Below are 17,488 nucleotides of genomic sequence, written 5' to 3'. Positions count from 1 at the left end.
TTCACTAATTTTCTGCCCAAACCAACCCAATTTATTTAAATATGCGTATGTCCATTGTTTGTGCATACCTGCTCCTGCAGGTATCCTTCTCATTTGCTCAGGTCAATGAGTCTTTTGATTATCAGTCTATTAGAGACCTTGTCGCCTGGAAAGGCTCTGATACGGCATGGTCCATCCAGCAGGGACGCCTGAAAAGCCATCTGCAACAAGCCAGCACCGCTTTCTATATCTCAACGCCATCACTGCTCGCTCAAGATGTAATATGGGAATGGTGGCTGCAGCTGGACTTCAATACCTCGTCTCTCAATTATACCGACGTCTTTCTCACTGCTGATAGCGCTAACCTGTTAGCTCCCGCTCTTAAAGGATATTTTGTACGTATCGGTAATACAAAAGATGATATCTGCCTGTACCGCAAAGATGGCGCAAGCACGCCGGTTCTGCTTATCGACGGCCGGGATGGTATTACCGATCACACTTCCTCCACGCTGAAAATAAAAGTGATCAGAAAAGAAGATAGCTGGGAACTATGGACCGATGAAAAGGCCAATGGTACTGCCTATACCAGGGAAGGCATAGCCAGAGACAACCGGTATAACACGTCAAAGTTCATGGGTATAACTATTCGCCAGTCCACTGCTTCTTTCTTCCGTAAGCACTACTTTGACAATATCTCCGTCCATCCCTTTACTGCAGATACTACGCCGCCCTCTCTGCTAGGGGTACAACTGATGAACGACCGTACGCTCAGCTGTTGCTTCAGCGAAATACCCGACAGCGCTATTATCAGTAACTTTCACCATATCTCCCTGTCTGATACTGCAAACGCCCCGGTGCGTATCTGGCAGGATAGCCATACACCGGCCTGTATCAACATTGTATTCAGAAATCCCTTTCCCAATGGCGATAGCTGCAGTATATATATTAAAGGTGTAAATGACACGAATGGTAATGCTGCCCCGGTGCTGACGGCCACTTTCCTGTATTATCTAAGTAGCGGTTATGATGTACTGATCCATGAATTTCTTCCCAAAGCACTCCCGTCCGCCGGCCTGTTACCCGCCCGGTTCATAGAGTTACTTAACAACAGCCCGTTCGCCCTTCAGCTGAAAGGCTGGCGTATAGGAAACAGCAGCAGGGAAATAACGCTGCCTTCCTGGCTGCTGCTACCAGGAGATTATGTCGTGCTTTGCGATAAACAGGCAGTAGAATCATTCCCTGCCGGTTTGCCCCTATTGGGTCTAAGCAGTTTTCCCGCACCTGGTGATAGCGACTACATCACGCTTCGAAATGATAGCGGCCTGCTTGTACATGCTATTGCCTATGATCGTCAATGGTACAATAATCCGGTAAAAGCCAAAGGTGGCTGGAGTCTTGAAATGATTTCCCCTCAATGGCCCTGCGCAGGTAGCTCAAACTGGCGGCCTTCCAATGCCACAGCCGGCGGTACACCCGGTATGCCTAATACTGCTGCCGGCCCCGGACAACCACCTCCATCGGCAACGCTTGTGCATGCATATGTACAGGACAGTATGACTATACATCTTTTCTTTTCAGCTATGATGGATAGTCTGGCGGTGAGTACTGCCACTCACTATATATTCGACCCTGCCATCCCTATATCCAGCATAACTGCAAAACCTCCCCTCTATCATCAGGTTTCGGTACAACTTACTACGCCGCTTGCTCCTGATCAGTTGCATAGTATCCGTATAGCTGGCGTAAATGACTGTTCCGGGCAGCCTGTAACTGTTGCTGAAGGACTTACCATTGCCCGCATGACCGGCGCAGATAGTGCAGAGGTGATCTTTAATGAAATATTGTATGATCCTGCGCCAGGTACGCCTGAGTTTATAGAACTATATAACCGCGGTACCAGGGCAATAGACCTTTCGCGCCTGTTCTTTGCCAGGATAAAGGCCGGCGGCGAACCAGAAGATGCTGTACCATTGACATCAACACCCAGGTTACTTGCTCCCGGGGCATACATGGCCTTCACAACAGCGCCTGAAGCATTATGCCGGCAATATGATTGCCCCACCTCATCCACCGTCCAGCAGTTTAACCTTCCTGCACTGATCAATGCAGAAGGTGGTGTGGTGTTACTTAATGCTTCCGGGAATATTGTTGATGAGTTGTATTACTCAGATAAGATGCATCAGGCACTTGCCGGCAATACCCGGGGAGTATCGCTGGAGCGGCTGCACCCTGATAGTCCTACCCGTGACCGGCACAACTGGCATTCTGCTGCCGTTACAGTGAAATATGGTACCCCTGGAAGGACCAATTCCCAGCAACTACCTGTTTCCCGGCTCGACGGAGCGCTTACCGTACATCCAGGCATTTTTTCTCCTGATAATGACGGGCAGTCTGACGTAGCAGTACTCTCCTACCGATTTCCGCTACCAGGTTGTGTCATGAATGTCATGGTTTTTGATGCTGAAGGGCGGCTAATCAGGACGTTGGAGAAAAATATAGCCCTTCCCCAGTCCGGACATCTGATCTGGGACGGCCGGGGAGATCAGCAACGCGAACTGACTACAGGTATTTATATCATCTTTGCCGAGGCGGTGAGCCCTACAGGGGATGTCCGGCAGTGGAAATTGCCTGTAGTATTAGGAAAAAAGTTAAATGGTTGATGTCGTCAATAAGAAAGGTTGATTCGGTCAATTATAGAGAATAATTAAATGAACAGCCTCTCCAATTTGTCGGATAGAAACGATTTTTTATATTTGCGCTTCTTAAAAATTTGAACATGCAGTATAGAGAAATAGTTGCAGTAACCGGTTTGAGTGGTCTGTTTCAATTAATTGCCAGCAAACAGGATGGCGCTATCGTAAGATCTCTGGAAGACAAGAGCACAAAATTTGTGAGCTCCCGCATCCACAATTTTACTCCACTGGAAAGCATCGAGGTGTTTACAACAGGAGAAAATGTGAACCTGGCTGAAGTATTCAAAGCAATGCTTGATCAGGAAGCTAAAACAGCGCCAGTTGGTGCTAAAGCTGACAACAATGCTATCAAGTCTTATTTCAAAAGCGTGTTTCCTACTTTCGATGAAGAAAGGGTGTACGTTAGCGATATGAAGAAGATGGTTAAATGGTATGCCATCCTCAAGAGCAACGACCTGCTGAGATTCGAGGAAGTTGCTGAAGAAGCTGCCGATGAAACTGCCGCTGTAGAAGCTGCTGCTGGTGAAACAGAAGCCGCTGAAAAGCCAGCTAAAAAAGCTGCTAAACCTAAAAAAGCTGCTGCTAAAGACGGCGCTGAAGAGGTAGCAGGTGAAGAAGCACCGGCTGAAAAACCTAAAAAAGCAAGAGCTAAGAAAGAAGATGCTCCTGCTGCTGAAGGTGAAGAAGCACCTAAAAAGAAAGCTGCTCCAAAGAAAAAGAAAGCTGAAGAGTAGTCTCAGATAACTGATTAATTCTAATGCCAGACGCTGTGTGTGCGTAACACGCAGCGTCTGGCTTTTTATGTATTTACCCCTCATTACCTCTCCTGGTACTCCCCGATCGCATAGCCTGACGCCTTACTGTTTCTGACATTATACCCCCCCTCTGAGAAGATATCGATAAAAAAGAACACCGCCTTTGGTGGCCGCCTCCCCTTGTCCGCCGCCAGCTATCTCATTTATTTCAGCCTTTCCACGGCACTCCTTTAAAATATGGCCGGTTTCCGCTTTAATCTTCATACCAACCAGTCCTATTTACGTCATCAAAAGGGCACTTCAATATCGGGGGATATTGAAGTGCCCTTTTGATGACCTTATGGTAGCATTATAATATGAAACATCAAACGGCGTCTGACCAACAAAATATTAACCATGAACCTGTACATATGAAGGCAAAAACTATCAGATCGGAACAGGTGTACGATGAAGGTCGGTGGCGCAGAATTTCTTATTTTAGTAAAATGAAGACTTTAGACGCAAATATTGAGAAACAGCCACGTAAACTGTTACCAGAAAACTTCACGGTAACTACGTGGGAGGCACTACAGCCATATTTTGAGGAGTTGCAGCAGCGTCCGCTGGATAGCGTAGCTGCATTGGAGCAATGGCTGGAAGACATCAGTGAATTAGAGGCTGTTATAAGTGAAGACGCCTGCTGGCGTCAGATCCGCATGACATGCGATACTACCGACAAGTCGTTGGAAGAGGCTTTTGCCTACTTCTGTATGGAAATACAGCCCAAACTACAGCCATATGCAGATGCATTGAATAAGAAGCTGCTTGCCAGTGAGTTAGTGAAAGAGCTGGATCAGGATTTATATGCTACCTACCTGCGCAATGTGCGCAAACAAGTTAAGCTATTCCGCGAGGAGAATGTACCACTCCAGGCAGAACTCAGTGTACAGTCTCAGCAGTATGGCGCTATCGCTGGTAAAATGACGATCACCGTTAATGGCCAGGAATATACCTTGCAACAGGCGGCCCGCTTCCTGGAAGGCAGCGACCGTAATTTGAGAGAAGAGGTTTTCTCCAAAACAGCTAACCGTCGCCTGGAAGACAAAGACACTTTTGATCAGTTATACACCAATCTTGTTGTAAAACGTGACCAGGTGGCAAAAAATGCAGGATTTGAGAATTACCGCGACTACAAATTTGAGGAACTAGGCCGATTCGATTATACCAAAGAGGACTGTTTCCAGTTTCACGCCGCTGTAAAAGAACATATTCTGCCGCTGGTAAAAGGTTTGCAGGAGCAGCAGCGTACCAAATTAGGGTTGGATGTGCTGAAACCATGGGATACGGAAGCAGAGCCTGCTGGTATTAAACCGCTGGAACCATTCCATACAGGCGAAGAACTGGTGGATAAAACGATTGAATGTTTTGATCAGCTGGGGCCATTCTTTGGGAACTGCCTGCGGGTGATGCGTAAGATGAACCGCCTGGATCTGGAAAGTCGTAAGGGCAAAGCACCGGGTGGGTATAACTGTCCGCTGGCCGAAACGGGTGTTCCATTCATATTCATGAATGCAGCCGGACAGATGAAAGACCTGACCACCATGGTACACGAGGGCGGACATGCTGTCCATTCGTTCCTGAGTCATAATTTGTCCCTAAGTGCTTTCAAGGAATATCCGATGGAAATTGCCGAAGTAGCCAGTATGAGTATGGAATTATTTACTATGGACTACTGGAATATCTTCTTCAGCGATCCTGAAGAGTTGCGCCGAGCCAAATTACAGCAGCTGGAAAGAGCTATTGTGATCTTCCCATGGATCGCTATTATAGACAAGTTCCAGCATTGGGTATATGAACATCCGCAGCACACTGTTGAAGAGCGTACCGCTGCATGGACGCGTATTCAGGACGAGTTCTCTACCGGCGTTGCCGACTGGAGTGGTTGGGAAGCTTACCGGGAAATAGGCTGGCAAAGACAGCTGCACCTGTTTGAAGTGCCATTCTATTATATAGAATATGGTATCGCACAGTTGGGCGCTATTGCTATGTGGAAACAATTTAAGGAAAACAAAGAGCAGGCGCTTAATAACTATGTGAAGGCATTGAGCCTCGGCAGCACGCGTACGTTGCCAGAGTTATATAAGGCAGCCGGCATTAAGTTTGATTTCTCTCCTGCTTATGTGAAGGAGCTGGCGGCATTTGTTCAGTCAGAAATTGAGGCCATCCGGGGTAATCATTAAACGATGTGCCTGACATCCTTTGCAGGTACTGGTACATAATAAATAAAGAGAGAGGCGCTTCACCAGTGAAGCGCCTCTCTCTTTATACCGAATATTCAGGGCAGTATTTTTTTACTTGCATTCTTTGCACACACCGCTAACTACAACGTCCACATTATGGGCAGCATATCCTTTTGGTAGATGGATAGCCGGCACGTCTGTGTCCAGGCAGGTAGTAGTACCACATTCTTCGCATTTGAAGTGCACATGATGGTCATGGTGATCATGTTCCGAGCACTCAGACTTGCATAGTGCATAGCGGATGGAGGTATCTGTAGTGGGAATACTGTGAATAATACCTTTGTCAAGAAAGGTTTGCAGGGTGCGGTAGACTGTTACGCGGTCAAAACTTTGCCCGGCCAGTTTCTCAAAACTGCTATGTTCAAGTGCGCCATTACTGTTCATGAACAGTTCCAGTATCTTCACACGGGTATCAGTTATGCTGAGCTTACTGGCCCGGAGCAGTTCCGTAATACTTACTTTGTTCTTGTTGCTCATGATTATGATGAGTTATTATTTTTCCTTTAGCAGACGGTCTGTGTCCGTAATTAATTTGTCAATGTCAGTACTTTTTGTTCCTTCATAGAGACCTCTGAGGCGGCCTTCACCATCAACCAGCGCGAACCACTGTGTATGTACAAAGTCTTCATCTCCTGTGAACGTACCGTTATCTACCTGATAGCCGGTTCTGGCCAGTTTATATAATTCTCTTTTGGAACCGGTGAGGAACCACCAGTTTGATGGATCGGCTCCATGTTCTTCCGCGTACTTTTTCAGTACCGGTATACTATCGGTTTCAGGATCTACGGTATGGGATAATATGCGGAAGCGTGGATCCTCTTTATATACCGCGTACACCTTGGTCATGTTGGCGTTCATCTTTGGACAGATGTTGGTGCAGGTGGTAAAGAAAAATTCTGCAACGTATACTTTCCCTTCTACGTCTTTGCTGGTGATAGTCTTTCCTTCCTGGTTAATAAAAGAGAAGCCGCCTACAGTATGGCCATTAGTACCTAGTATTGGTAATTTCTCTTCTCCGAAGAAGCTGCCCTTTTCGCCTTTGATCACATAGCCTGAGTAGCCGAGGAAGGCAATAGATAGCAGGACAAAAAATATCACATAGAACACATTCTTTTTAGACATAAAGCCAGTCGTTTTACACTACAAAGGTAGCACACAATTAGCTAAATATGCCTAAGCATCCTGCCGGCAGGCGGATGGCGGAGAAGCGCGGGGAGGAGACTGTTAAATATGGCTAGTAGCGGGTTATATGCGCAGACCTATCTTGATACCTAGGTGCAGGCTGGGCAGTACGCTGATAAGGCGTCCGTCTCTTGAGTCGGCTACACCGTTATTATCGAAATAGTTATTATAGTCGTAAACTTTGGCGCGCACCCCTAAGCCGATGTAGGGATCAATGACGAATCTGTCTTTGTTGATCTGGCGGCCGAGGAGGAATTGGAGTGCATAGACGTCTTTATCGGCGGAGTTTTCATATTCACGGCCGGCGATAGTAGTCTTTTCGTTGGGGTAGAATACTTTCTTATATAATATGACAGGCTGGAAGTAGGTGCCTTGTGCCCGGGCCAGGTCGTCTTTACGGGTAATAAGGTACCAGCGGAGGCTGGCACTGAAGCCAAGTCCTCTCCCATCAACAAATTGTTCGGTACTAATATTTGGCTTCTTCTGCCCGATGTCTATTTTTCTGGCTAATATATAATCAGGGTAATCAGTATAAATACCGGACACACCGAGTTCGATACTGATTTTTTCAGATAGTTCCTGTTCGATGGAAAACTCTAGTTGATTAATCAGGCGTCCGGGATTGACCTTGAAATAGGTAGACCGGCGAAAGGGAGTTTTGTCCTGGGCAGCCAGGGGCATCCCTATCAGGCATAACAGGCAAATAACAAGCAGTGGTTGTTTCATATATTAGTCTGCATTTGACGTTGGCCGTCAGCAATTGTAGGTTCAGAAAGGGAGCCTACAGCTGAGCTGAAAGCCCGTGATTATGAGGTCAATAATCGTTCCACAATTACCGGATACCATTGATGTTCCAGCAGGTGAATTTTGGCTGCCAGTGTATCGGGGGTATCGTCGGGGGTGATGGTGCAACGTTCCTGGAGGATAGTAGCGCCATCATCGTATTTCTCGTTGACATAGTGGATGGTGATACCGCTTTCCGGTTCTTTAGCCAGGATGACAGCTTCGTGTACAAAGTGGCCGTACATTCCTTTACCACCATATTTGGGCAACAGTGCAGGATGTATATTAATAATACGGTCTGGAAAAGCCTGGACGAGGTTGGCAGGTACTTTCCAAAGGAAACCGGCTAATACGACCAGGTCGGTAGCGGCGTTCTGCAGTAATTTAATATAATGATCTGTGCGGAAGAAGAGTTCTTTTTCGATCAGCACGGAGGGGATGCCTTCCGTTTCGGCAATCTTCAGCACACCGGCTTCAGGCTTATTACAAAGTATCATGGATACTTTGGCGACGGACGAGTTCCGGAAGTGATCGATAATTTTTTGTGCATTACTACCTGTTCCTGAGGCGAAGATGGCTATATTTTTCAAAGTGTGTGTGTTAAATTATAAGACGGCGCAAAAGTAATTAATTGCGGTTATTTATATGCGGGTTTGAACATTAGGGGTATGGGCGGGGTTATAAAGGAAACCTGAAGGGGCAAAGGAAGTTAAGAAAACAACAACTCTGGACAAAAATAATACCATCTCAAAGGCATACCATATTATATATAAGGAGAACCATAAGAGTTGCAAGAGTCCGTCGTAAATCATGACTTTTATCATGTTTTTTCTCATGCGAAAAGCATTGACCGATATGCGGTTCGCCGCATTGTATATAGGGAAAAGGAATCAGTGAAGCAAGTAAGATTTTTTTATAATTGTTGATAAATTGTCAACATTGTGTCTTATTTTTGTGAGCACTTTTAAAGAAACTTAAGGTCAAATCTAAACTAAATAGGCTGTGTATCGTCGTGTTTCCATTCTTATGCGCAAGCATTTTGTGAGTGTTCTTGTCCTATGCGTTGCAATGATCGCCTCCTTATCTGTAAGGGCTGCAGATCCAGGCAAGGGTAAAACATTGTTTCAGCAGAATTGCGCCAGCTGCCATAATGTTCACAAACAAGTTACTGGTCCTGCACTGAAGGGTGTAGAGGGACGTTGGTCTGATAAGAAATTATTGCACCAATGGATTAAAAATTCATCTTCAGTGGTGGCCTCTGGCGACCCCTATGCTGTTAAGATCTTCAATGATTTTAACAAGCAGGTGATGCCTGGTTTCCCTTCTTTCTCTGATGCGGATATTGATGACATCCTGGCGTTTATTGCACAGGAGGAAGTTAAAGATCCGAATGCTGGGAAAACAGCTGGTCCTGCAGGTGCTAGTGCTGCAAGTCAAGATAGCGGTAACAACAGTCTGCTGTTTGGTATCATCACTTTGATTCTGGCGGTTGTTGCGCTGATTCTGATGCAGATCAACAGTAACCTGAACAAGCTTGCTGCTGACAAAGATGGTGTACCTACTGGTGAACCGGTTCCTTTCTACAAGAATAAGGCTTACATCGCTCTGGCGATTCTGCTGCTGTTCATTGTAGGTGGTTACTATACAATCAATGGTGCGATTGGTCTGGGTCGTCAGAAAGACTACATGCCTGAGCAACCGATCTTCTATTCTCACAAAGTTCACGCGGGTGTTAACCAGATCAACTGTCTGTATTGCCACGCTGGTGCTGAGAAGAGCAAGCATGCCATGATTCCTTCCGAGAATATCTGTATGAACTGTCACAAGACCATTAGCGAGTATAGTGGTGCTGACCTGTACACTGCAGAGGGTAAGAAAGTGAATGGTACTGCGGAGATTCAGAAATTATATGATCACGTAGGTTGGGATAAGACAGCACAGGCTTACACTAAACCTGGCAAACCTATCCAGTGGACTAAGATCCATAACCTGCCGGATCACGTTTACTTCAACCACTCTCAACACATAGTAGCTGGGAAGCAGCAGTGTCAGACCTGTCATGGTGCGATTACTGAGATGGATGAAGTTCATCAGTTTGCTGAGCTGTCAATGGGCTGGTGTGTAAACTGTCACCGTACAACCAAAGTACAGTTCGCAGATAACAAATACTACAGCATTTTTGAACAGTTCCACCAGCAGGTGAAAGATGGTAAGATCGACAGCGTAACAGTTGAGATGGTCGGTGGTACTGAATGTCAGAAATGTCACTATTAATATATAGATGAAGTAAATCGGATGGAGGAAGCTGGGGGGAATTAGCGAGTGTTAAACCGTTATGCCGGCATGCCATACTTCAACGTCTGACTTCATAGTTTTCTAAAACATATATCCGTAACTCGTTAGTATAAATAACATGGAGCAAAAAAAGTATTGGAAAGGCTTGGAGGAGTTGCACAATACCAAGGAACATCAGGAGATTGTGAATAACGAATTTAGAGAGGATCTGCCTTTTGAGGAGAGTGAAAGCCTGTTGAATGCTACTACACCCCGCAGGGATTTCCTGAAATACCTGGGGTTCACTACCGCAGCTGCTACAATTGCGGCTAGTTGCGAAACGCCTGTTAAAAAAGCAATACCATACGTAAATAAGCCAGAAGACATTACTCCTGGTGTACCTAACTATTACGCTTCCACATACGCGGTAGATGGTGAATACCTGCCTATCGTTGTTAAAACCCGTGAAGGCCGTCCGATAAAAGTTGATGGTAACGATTTATCTTCCATCACAGGTACAGCTTCTTCTGCAAGAGTACAGGGTTCAGTACTGAGCCTGTATGATGCAGCACGTCTGCGTTTCCCTACTATCAATGGTGCGGAAACTACATGGGCAGAGCTGGACAAACAGGTTGGAGCCGCACTGGCAGGCCTGGGTGGTGCTCCTATCGTGTTACTGACCTCCACTATTATCAGTCCGTCTACTAAAAAAGTTATTGCTGGTTTCCAGGCTAAATATCCTGGGTTCCGTCATGTAACATATGATGCAGTATCCTACTCCGGTATGCTGCAGGCTAACGAAGCTTCTTACGGAAAGAGAGCCCTGCCTGTTTACCATTTTGAAAATGCAAAGACTATTGTAAGTCTGGATGCAGATTTCCTGGGTACCTGGCTGAATCCTGTAGAATATTCAAGAGGTTATGGTGCAAACCGTAAGATTGATCAGCGCAAGCCGGAAATGAGCAAACATTTCCACTTTGAGAGCATGATGAGTGTTACTGGTGCAAATGCTGATGAAAGATATACTCATAAACCTTCTGAAGCTGGTGCAGTTGCACTGGCGCTGCTGAGTGCAGTAGGTGGTGCGGTTAGCAAACCGGCTATCGCTGACAAGCGTCTGGCAGAAGGTATCGAAAAAGCTGCTAAAGCACTGGTGGCAAGCCAGGGTAAAGCACTGGTAGTGAGCGGTTCTAACGATGTGAACGTACAGATCATCGTTAACGCTATCAACAACCAGATCGGCGCGAATGGTAACACTATTGACTGGGCATCAACTGTTAGCTACCGTCAGGGTATTGACAGCGACATGACCAGCCTGGTAAGTGAGCTGAACGCTGGTAGCATTGGTGCTTTATTCGTATACGGTGTGAATCCTGCTTATGACTATTATGATGCTGCGAAATTCGTTTCCGGTGTTAAGCAGACTAAACTGACCGTTACATTTAACGATCGTAAAGACGAAACTTCTGAAATATTCAAATACGCAGCTCCTGCTCATCACTTCCTGGAAAGCTGGGGAGATGCAGAAGGCCGTACCGGATACTTCAGTTTCATACAGCCAACAATTGCACCACTGTTCAAGACACGTGCATTTGAATCTACCCTGCTGGCATGGAGCGGAAACGCTACATCCTGGGAAGATTTCCTGAAAAACGAGTGGATCACAAAACTGGGTAGCCAGGAAGCATGGGATAAAGCGCTGCAGGAAGGTATTATTGAGCCTGCACAGCCAGCTGCTTTAGGTGGTGCTTCATTCAGTGGCGACGTTGCTGGTGCAGCATCCAAAATCAATAGTGCTAAGAAAGGCGGTAAGCTGGAACTGGTACTGTATCAGAAAGTAGCTATCGGTAATGGTAAAGAAGCCAACAACCCATGGTTACAGGAGATGCCTGACCCGATCACCCGTTCTACATGGGACAACTACGCTGTAATCTCTAACACCCTTGCTAAAACCTTCAACACTGAGCTGGGTGATGACTACGAAATCAACAATGACAGAACTGTACTGAAGATCAAAGCTAATGGCAAGGAAATCTCTCTGCCACTGTTGATCCTGCCTGGTATACATCCTGAAGTTGTGGCTATCGCAGTAGGTTACGGTCGTAACAACAACGCTGGTAAAGCAGCAGCAGGAGTAGGTAAAAACGCCTATCCTTTTGTAACCTTTAACGGTCAGACTTTCGATTATTTCGCTGCTGACGCAACTGTTGAGAAGACAGGCGAAACAGCACAGATAGGGGTGACTCAGACGCATAACAGCTATGAAGGTCGTCCGATTGTAAAAGAAACTACTCTTGAAGAGTTCCTGAAGAACCCTCATGAGGTGAATGAAGACCGCAAAGAACTGGAGCAGTTTGGTCCTGACTTCCGTAAAGATGGTACACTGTATCCTGATGTTCATCAGTACCAGGGTATCAAATGGGGTATGTCAATTGACCTGAACACCTGTTTCGGTTGTGGAGCTTGTACTATTGCATGTCAGGCTGAAAACAACGTATCTGTTGTTGGTAAAGAGCAGGTAATCAAGGCACATGAAATGCACTGGCTGCGTATTGACCGCTACTTCGCAGGTGATGAAAACAACCCTGAGGTAGTGTTCCAGCCTATGCTGTGTCAACACTGTGATAACGCTCCGTGTGAGAACGTTTGTCCGGTAGCTGCAACCAACCACAGCTCTGAAGGTATCAACCAGATGGCTTACAACCGTTGTATTGGTACCCGTTACTGCGCTAACAACTGTCCGTATAAAGTTCGTCGCTTCAACTGGAGAGACTGGAATGGTGCTGACAGCTTTGAAAATAACCTGTATGACGTAGCAGGTATGAATGATGATCTGACACGTATGGTATTGAACCCGGATGTAGTGGTTCGTAGCCGTGGTGTAATGGAGAAATGTTCTTTCTGCGTACAGCGTTTACAGGATGCTAAACTGACAGCTAAAAAAGCTGGCCGTCCGATGAAAGATGGTGAAGCTAAGACTGCATGTCAGGTAGCATGTGCTGCTGATGCGATCGTTTTCGGTAACGTAAACGACAAAGAAAGCCGCATTGCTAAACTGCGTAATGAAGAGCAGACTAACAGGATGTATTATGTACTGGAGCAGATCCATACATTACCTTCCATCAACTACCTGGCTAAGATCAGAAACAAAGATGCTGAGCCAAAGGCGAAGGGACATCATGAAGAGGCAGCTCATCATGAAGCAGCAGCAAAACACTAAGCGTAAGCCGGTTGAGCTGATTAGATTGAAAGATTAACAGAGAGATAAAGTTTTAAGTTTAGAACAATTAAAGCTCCTTATTCTGCATCCAGGTGTAGGTTAGGGGTTAAAGCTTAAAGAATTATGCATTTAAAGTACGAATCCACACTAAGAGAACCATTAGTTGATGGGGTGAAAGATTACCACCAGGTAACAGAAGATATCATCAGCCCGATTGAGGCAAAGCCTGGTAAATTGTGGTATGTGGGCTTTTTCATTTCCCTAATGCTGCTGGCATTTGGTGCCTTCTCCGTAACCTGGGAAGTTTACTACGGTACGGGTGTGTGGAACCTGAATAAAACAATCGGTTGGGGATGGGATATTACCAACTTCGTATGGTGGGTAGGTATCGGTCACGCCGGTACACTGATCTCTGCGATCCTCCTGTTGTTCCGCCAGGGATGGCGTACAGGGGTGAACCGTGCGGCAGAAGCGATGACTATCTTCGCGGTAATGTGCGCCGGTCAGTTCCCGATCTTCCACATGGGTCGTGTATGGATGGCCTTCTTTGTATTGCCTTATCCAAATACCCGTGGTCCGCTGTGGGTGAACTTCAACTCTCCCCTCTTATGGGACGTGTTCGCGATCTCTACTTACTTCACAGTATCTCTCCTGTTCTGGTATTCTGGTCTGATTCCTGACTTTGCAACAGTACGTGACAGAGCTAAAACCAAACTGCGTAAGTTATTATATGGTGTAGCTTCTTTCGGCTGGACAGGTTCTACCAAGCACTGGCAGCGTCACGAGGCACTGTCGCTGGTACTGGCTGGTCTGTCTACCCCACTGGTACTGTCAGTACACACCATTGTATCCTTTGACTTTGCTACTTCCGTAATACCTGGTTGGCATACTACCATCTTCCCTCCATACTTTGTGGCGGGTGCGATCTTCTCCGGATTTGCGATGGTACAGACCCTGCTGATCATTGTACGTAAGATACTGAGCCTGGAAGATTACATCACTGTTGGCCACATGGAGGCTATGAACAAGGTGATTGTACTGACTGGTTCTGTAGTAGGTTGTGCTTACCTGACTGAGTTATTCATGGCATGGTACGCAGCAGTTCCTTATGAATTTGATACTTTCTATAAATACCGCGCAGCGGGTCCTCTGGGTTGGTCTTACTGGATCATGATGACCTGTAACGTAATTTCTCCGCAGGTATTCTGGTTCAGCAAAATGAGAAGAAACGTAGCCGTAACCTTTGTGATGTCTATCATCGTAAACATCGGTATGTGGTTCGAGCGTTTCGTGATCATCTGTACTTCCCTGTATCGTGACTATCTGCCATCCAGCTGGAGCTACTATCGTCCATCCTGGCCAGAAGTTGGTTTCTATATGGGTACATTCGGTCTGTTCTTTACCTGCTTCTTCCTGTTCGCTAAGTATTTCCCGGTAATTGCGGTTGCTGAGATCAAGAGCGTACTGAAAACTTCAGGCGAAAACTATAAGAAAGACATGGAGCAGTATGAGCAGCAGTCTGCTGAAGAGTTTGAAGCTGGTTTACACCATGATGATCATCATCACGATGCACACGGTGCAGTAGCTCACGCTCATCATAACTAATCTATGACCGGGTCATACCGGCTAGTAAAGAATCGGATTTCGTTTTTTAGACTAAGAATTTTTTAAACATATGGCGGTTAAAAATTTTGTTGTAGCAAGTTTTAGTGATGAGGCGGTATTGTTTCCGGCAGTGAAAAAAGTAAGAACTGCGGGTTACAAGATTCACGATGTGTACACACCTTTTCCAGTGCATGGTTTGGATCATGCAATGGGTCTGCGCGAAACCAGCCTGCACACTGCCGGCTTTATATATGGTATCACCGGTACTACTACGGCATTATCCTGCATGAGCTGGATATTTAACTCTGACTGGCCTATGAATATAGGTGGTAAGCCACACTTCCCATTGCCAGCGTTCATACCTATCACTTTTGAGTTGACGGTATTGTTCTCTGCAGTAGGTATGGTGCTCACATTCTGCTACCTGTGTCAGCTGGCTCCTTTCGTAAAGAAACATATCTTCAATCCTCGTCAGACAGACGATTTGTTTGTAATGGCGATTGAAGTAACTGCGAAGACCAATGCGGAGGAACTGAAAACATTCCTGGCCAGCATCGGTGGACAGCAGATCAATGAACAGCGTGTTGAAGCAGGTTGGTGGTTTGGTCGTTTTGACCGCGAAGACCGCCTGTTTGAAAACAAAGGTGTAGAAGCTGTTAATGCATAAACACAGAATTTAAAACTTTCGGTGAAGAATCATCGGGGGTGCACACAGAACATAAGCTTGAATTATAATAAACAGATGAAAAGGACTTCCAACATATTGATCGCGGCTGCTGTGGTAAGTGGAGCTATGTTATCGGCATGCGGAAAAGACAACAGGAAACCCGGCAAGCATTATATGCCGGACATGGGTGAATCCCGTGCGTATGAGTTCTACAGTGAGCGTCTTTCTACACTGAAGCCAGTAGATGGAACAGTTAAAAGAGGAGAGCTGCTGCCTTACCATCTGAAAGCGGTAGATACCGCTCAGTCTAATGCAGTAAAAAATCCGCTGACTCTCACAAAAGCGGATCTGGAGGAAGGAAAACGTTTATTCAATATCTACTGTGGTATCTGCCATGGTTCCAAGCTGGACGGTAATGGTCCGCTGTACAATGGTGGTAATGGTCCTTATGTAGCTGCTCCGGCTAATCTGGTGAGCGGTCCTAAGGCCGGTTACACAGAAGGACGCCTGTTCCACGTAATGACCTTCGGTTATAATGCGATGGGTAGTTACGCCAGTCAGCTGGATAAAGAACAGCGTTGGAAAGTTGCTGCATATATCCGCAGCGTACAGAACGACGGTGCAAACGCGTCAGCTGTTGCTAGTGATTCAACACAATCGGCTCCGGCGGCATCAGCAGCGGCAGCTCCGGCTAATGATTCAACAGCAGCATCTCACTAAGATAAACTAGCATTCAATCAAGTATTTTAATATACAGTAATGAAGGACAAATTTGTAGTACCGGCAAGATTAAAAACGACCAGCTTCGTGTTAATGGGGATTGGCGTGTTGACTTTGTTGATCGGATTTTTTGCATTTCATGGCGAGCATGGCTCTACACGTTTCTGGGCTGGCCTCCTCCAGAACAGTTCATTCTTTTTGTTGGTAACATTAGCCAGCGCCTTCTTTATTGGTGCTACTACCCTGGCACATGGCGGATGGCAGATTGCATTCCGTCGCGTACCGGAAGCTATTTCAATGGCAGTACCTGCCCTGGGAGTTATCCTGCTGGCAATAGTATTGTTAATTGTATTTACCGGTCAGGAACACATTTATCACTGGGTAAATGCAGAGCATGTTGAACATGATCATATTTTAAGCTGGAAATCAGCTTTCCTGAATAAAGGAATGTTCACAGCGTTCACAGTTATTACTATTGGCGCGTGGATCTTCTTTGTAATGAAATTACGTAACATGTCCATCGAAGAAGATGGCTGGGATCTGACTGCAGCTACCGGTCGTCGTATCATCTGGAGAAATACAGTATGGTGTGGTGGATTTATCGTTGTATATGCCCTGACTGTGGGTTCTACCACCCCATGGATCTGGTTGATGAGTATCGATGCACACTGGTATTCTACCATGTATAGCTGGTATACATTCGTTAGCAGCTGGGTATCTGGTATCGCACTGATCATTCTGTTCCTGGTTTACCTGAAACGTAATGGTTATCTGCCAATGGTGAATGAAGAGCACCTGCATGACCTGGGTAAATTTGCTTTCGGTTTCAGTATTTTCTGGACGTACCTGTGGTTCTCCCAGTACATGCTGATCTGGTATGCAAACATCCCTGAAGAGATCGTTTACTTCAAACCACGTGTTTGGGGTGAGTGGAGACCAATCTTCTTCCTTAACCTGCTGATCAACTTCATCGCTCCGTTATTGTACCTGATGAAACGTGATACAAAACGTAACTACTCTTCCATGGTGTTCATCTCTGTGGTGATTCTGGTTGGTCACTGGATAGATTTCTGGCAGATGGTAGGTCCTGGTACTTATAAACACCTGGTATTCCCATGGTTTGAAGCAGGTCTGGGTGCTGGTTTCGTAGGTCTGATTATCTTTATAGTATCAGGTCAGCTGAGCAAGGCTGCGCTGGTTCCAAAGAATCATCCTTATCTGAAAGAAAGTATTATACACCATACCTGATCATCGAGCAAGTAACGGAGATTCCGGTGCAGAGCCGGAAGTGATAGGTAATAACGAAAAGCATTAGATAACTTAATTATTTC

General features: G+C 45.9%; 14 protein-coding genes. 9 read left to right on the top strand and 5 right to left on the bottom strand.

The window, feature by feature from the left end; translation table 11 throughout:
- Positions 1 to 47 precede the first annotated feature (47 nt).
- A complete protein-coding gene (locus K1Y79_RS16285) occupies positions 48 to 2,639 on the top strand; it encodes a lamin tail domain-containing protein (RefSeq protein ID WP_220251230.1) in 2,592 nt (863 codons plus the stop codon).
- 116 nt (positions 2,640 to 2,755) lie between these two features.
- Positions 2,756 to 3,406: a DUF5606 family protein gene (locus tag K1Y79_RS16280; RefSeq protein ID WP_220251229.1), complete on the top strand. Its 651-nt coding sequence runs from the start codon at positions 2,756 to 2,758 to the stop codon at positions 3,404 to 3,406.
- A gap of 138 nt (positions 3,407 to 3,544) precedes the next feature.
- On the opposite strand, the gene K1Y79_RS16275 is transcribed toward K1Y79_RS16280, so the two are convergent.
- The gene (locus tag K1Y79_RS16275; RefSeq protein WP_220251228.1) at positions 3,545 to 3,691 is read right to left on the bottom strand and encodes a hypothetical protein; all 147 of its coding nucleotides are present in this window, start codon (positions 3,689 to 3,691) and stop codon (positions 3,545 to 3,547) included.
- A 221-nt stretch (positions 3,692 to 3,912) separates the two neighbouring features.
- Here K1Y79_RS16275 and K1Y79_RS16270 point away from each other — a divergent pair, with 221 nt between their 5' ends.
- A complete protein-coding gene (locus K1Y79_RS16270; RefSeq protein ID WP_220251227.1) occupies positions 3,913 to 5,646 on the top strand; it encodes a M3 family oligoendopeptidase in 1,734 nt (577 codons plus the stop codon).
- 111 nt (positions 5,647 to 5,757) lie between these two features.
- Here K1Y79_RS16270 and K1Y79_RS16265 read toward each other — a convergent pair whose 3' ends face one another.
- The 4 genes from K1Y79_RS16265 to purN form a co-directional block, all read right to left on the bottom strand.
- Positions 5,758 to 6,183: a Fur family transcriptional regulator gene (locus tag K1Y79_RS16265; protein ID WP_220251226.1), complete on the bottom strand. Its 426-nt coding sequence runs from the start codon at positions 6,181 to 6,183 to the stop codon at positions 5,758 to 5,760.
- Positions 6,184 to 6,198: 15 nt separating this feature from the next.
- Positions 6,199 to 6,828, bottom strand: coding sequence for an SCO family protein (locus K1Y79_RS16260; protein ID WP_220251225.1), 630 nt, complete (start codon positions 6,826 to 6,828; stop codon positions 6,199 to 6,201).
- Between the two features lie 123 nt (positions 6,829 to 6,951).
- Positions 6,952 to 7,614 carry a hypothetical protein gene (locus K1Y79_RS16255; protein ID WP_220251224.1) on the bottom strand — a complete coding sequence of 221 codons (663 nt, stop codon included), beginning with the start codon at positions 7,612 to 7,614 and terminating at the stop codon, positions 6,952 to 6,954.
- An 80-nt stretch (positions 7,615 to 7,694) separates the two neighbouring features.
- Complete coding sequence (purN, locus tag K1Y79_RS16250; RefSeq protein WP_220251223.1) at positions 7,695 to 8,261, bottom strand: phosphoribosylglycinamide formyltransferase; 567 nt, start codon at positions 8,259 to 8,261, stop codon at positions 7,695 to 7,697.
- A gap of 478 nt (positions 8,262 to 8,739) precedes the next feature.
- Between purN and K1Y79_RS16245 the strand changes: the two genes are divergently transcribed.
- The 6 genes from K1Y79_RS16245 to K1Y79_RS16220 all read left to right on the top strand — a co-directional run bounded on the left by K1Y79_RS16245 (position 8,740) and on the right by K1Y79_RS16220 (position 17,405).
- On the top strand, positions 8,740 to 9,945 hold the full coding sequence (locus tag K1Y79_RS16245) for a c-type cytochrome (protein ID WP_220251222.1): 1,206 nt from the start codon (positions 8,740 to 8,742) through the stop codon (positions 9,943 to 9,945).
- A 139-nt stretch (positions 9,946 to 10,084) separates the two neighbouring features.
- On the top strand, positions 10,085 to 13,165 hold the full coding sequence (locus K1Y79_RS16240; protein WP_220251221.1) for a TAT-variant-translocated molybdopterin oxidoreductase: 3,081 nt from the start codon (positions 10,085 to 10,087) through the stop codon (positions 13,163 to 13,165).
- A gap of 123 nt (positions 13,166 to 13,288) precedes the next feature.
- On the top strand, positions 13,289 to 14,770 hold the full coding sequence (gene nrfD / locus K1Y79_RS16235; RefSeq protein ID WP_220251220.1) for an NrfD/PsrC family molybdoenzyme membrane anchor subunit: 1,482 nt from the start codon (positions 13,289 to 13,291) through the stop codon (positions 14,768 to 14,770).
- A gap of 70 nt (positions 14,771 to 14,840) precedes the next feature.
- The gene (locus K1Y79_RS16230) at positions 14,841 to 15,437 is read left to right on the top strand and encodes a DUF3341 domain-containing protein (protein WP_220251219.1); all 597 of its coding nucleotides are present in this window, start codon (positions 14,841 to 14,843) and stop codon (positions 15,435 to 15,437) included.
- Between the two features lie 75 nt (positions 15,438 to 15,512).
- A complete protein-coding gene (locus K1Y79_RS16225) occupies positions 15,513 to 16,157 on the top strand; it encodes a c-type cytochrome (RefSeq protein WP_220251218.1) in 645 nt (214 codons plus the stop codon).
- A gap of 39 nt (positions 16,158 to 16,196) precedes the next feature.
- Positions 16,197 to 17,405: a quinol:cytochrome C oxidoreductase gene (locus K1Y79_RS16220; RefSeq protein ID WP_220251217.1), complete on the top strand. Its 1,209-nt coding sequence runs from the start codon at positions 16,197 to 16,199 to the stop codon at positions 17,403 to 17,405.
- Positions 17,406 to 17,488: the final 83 nt, after the last annotated feature.

Source organism: Chitinophaga rhizophila, from assembly GCF_019492185.1.
Taxonomy (GTDB): Bacteria; Bacteroidota; Bacteroidia; order Chitinophagales; family Chitinophagaceae; genus Chitinophaga; species Chitinophaga rhizophila.
Note: the sequence above shows the minus strand (reverse complement) of the source record. Positions and strands in the feature narration are given on the sequence as shown.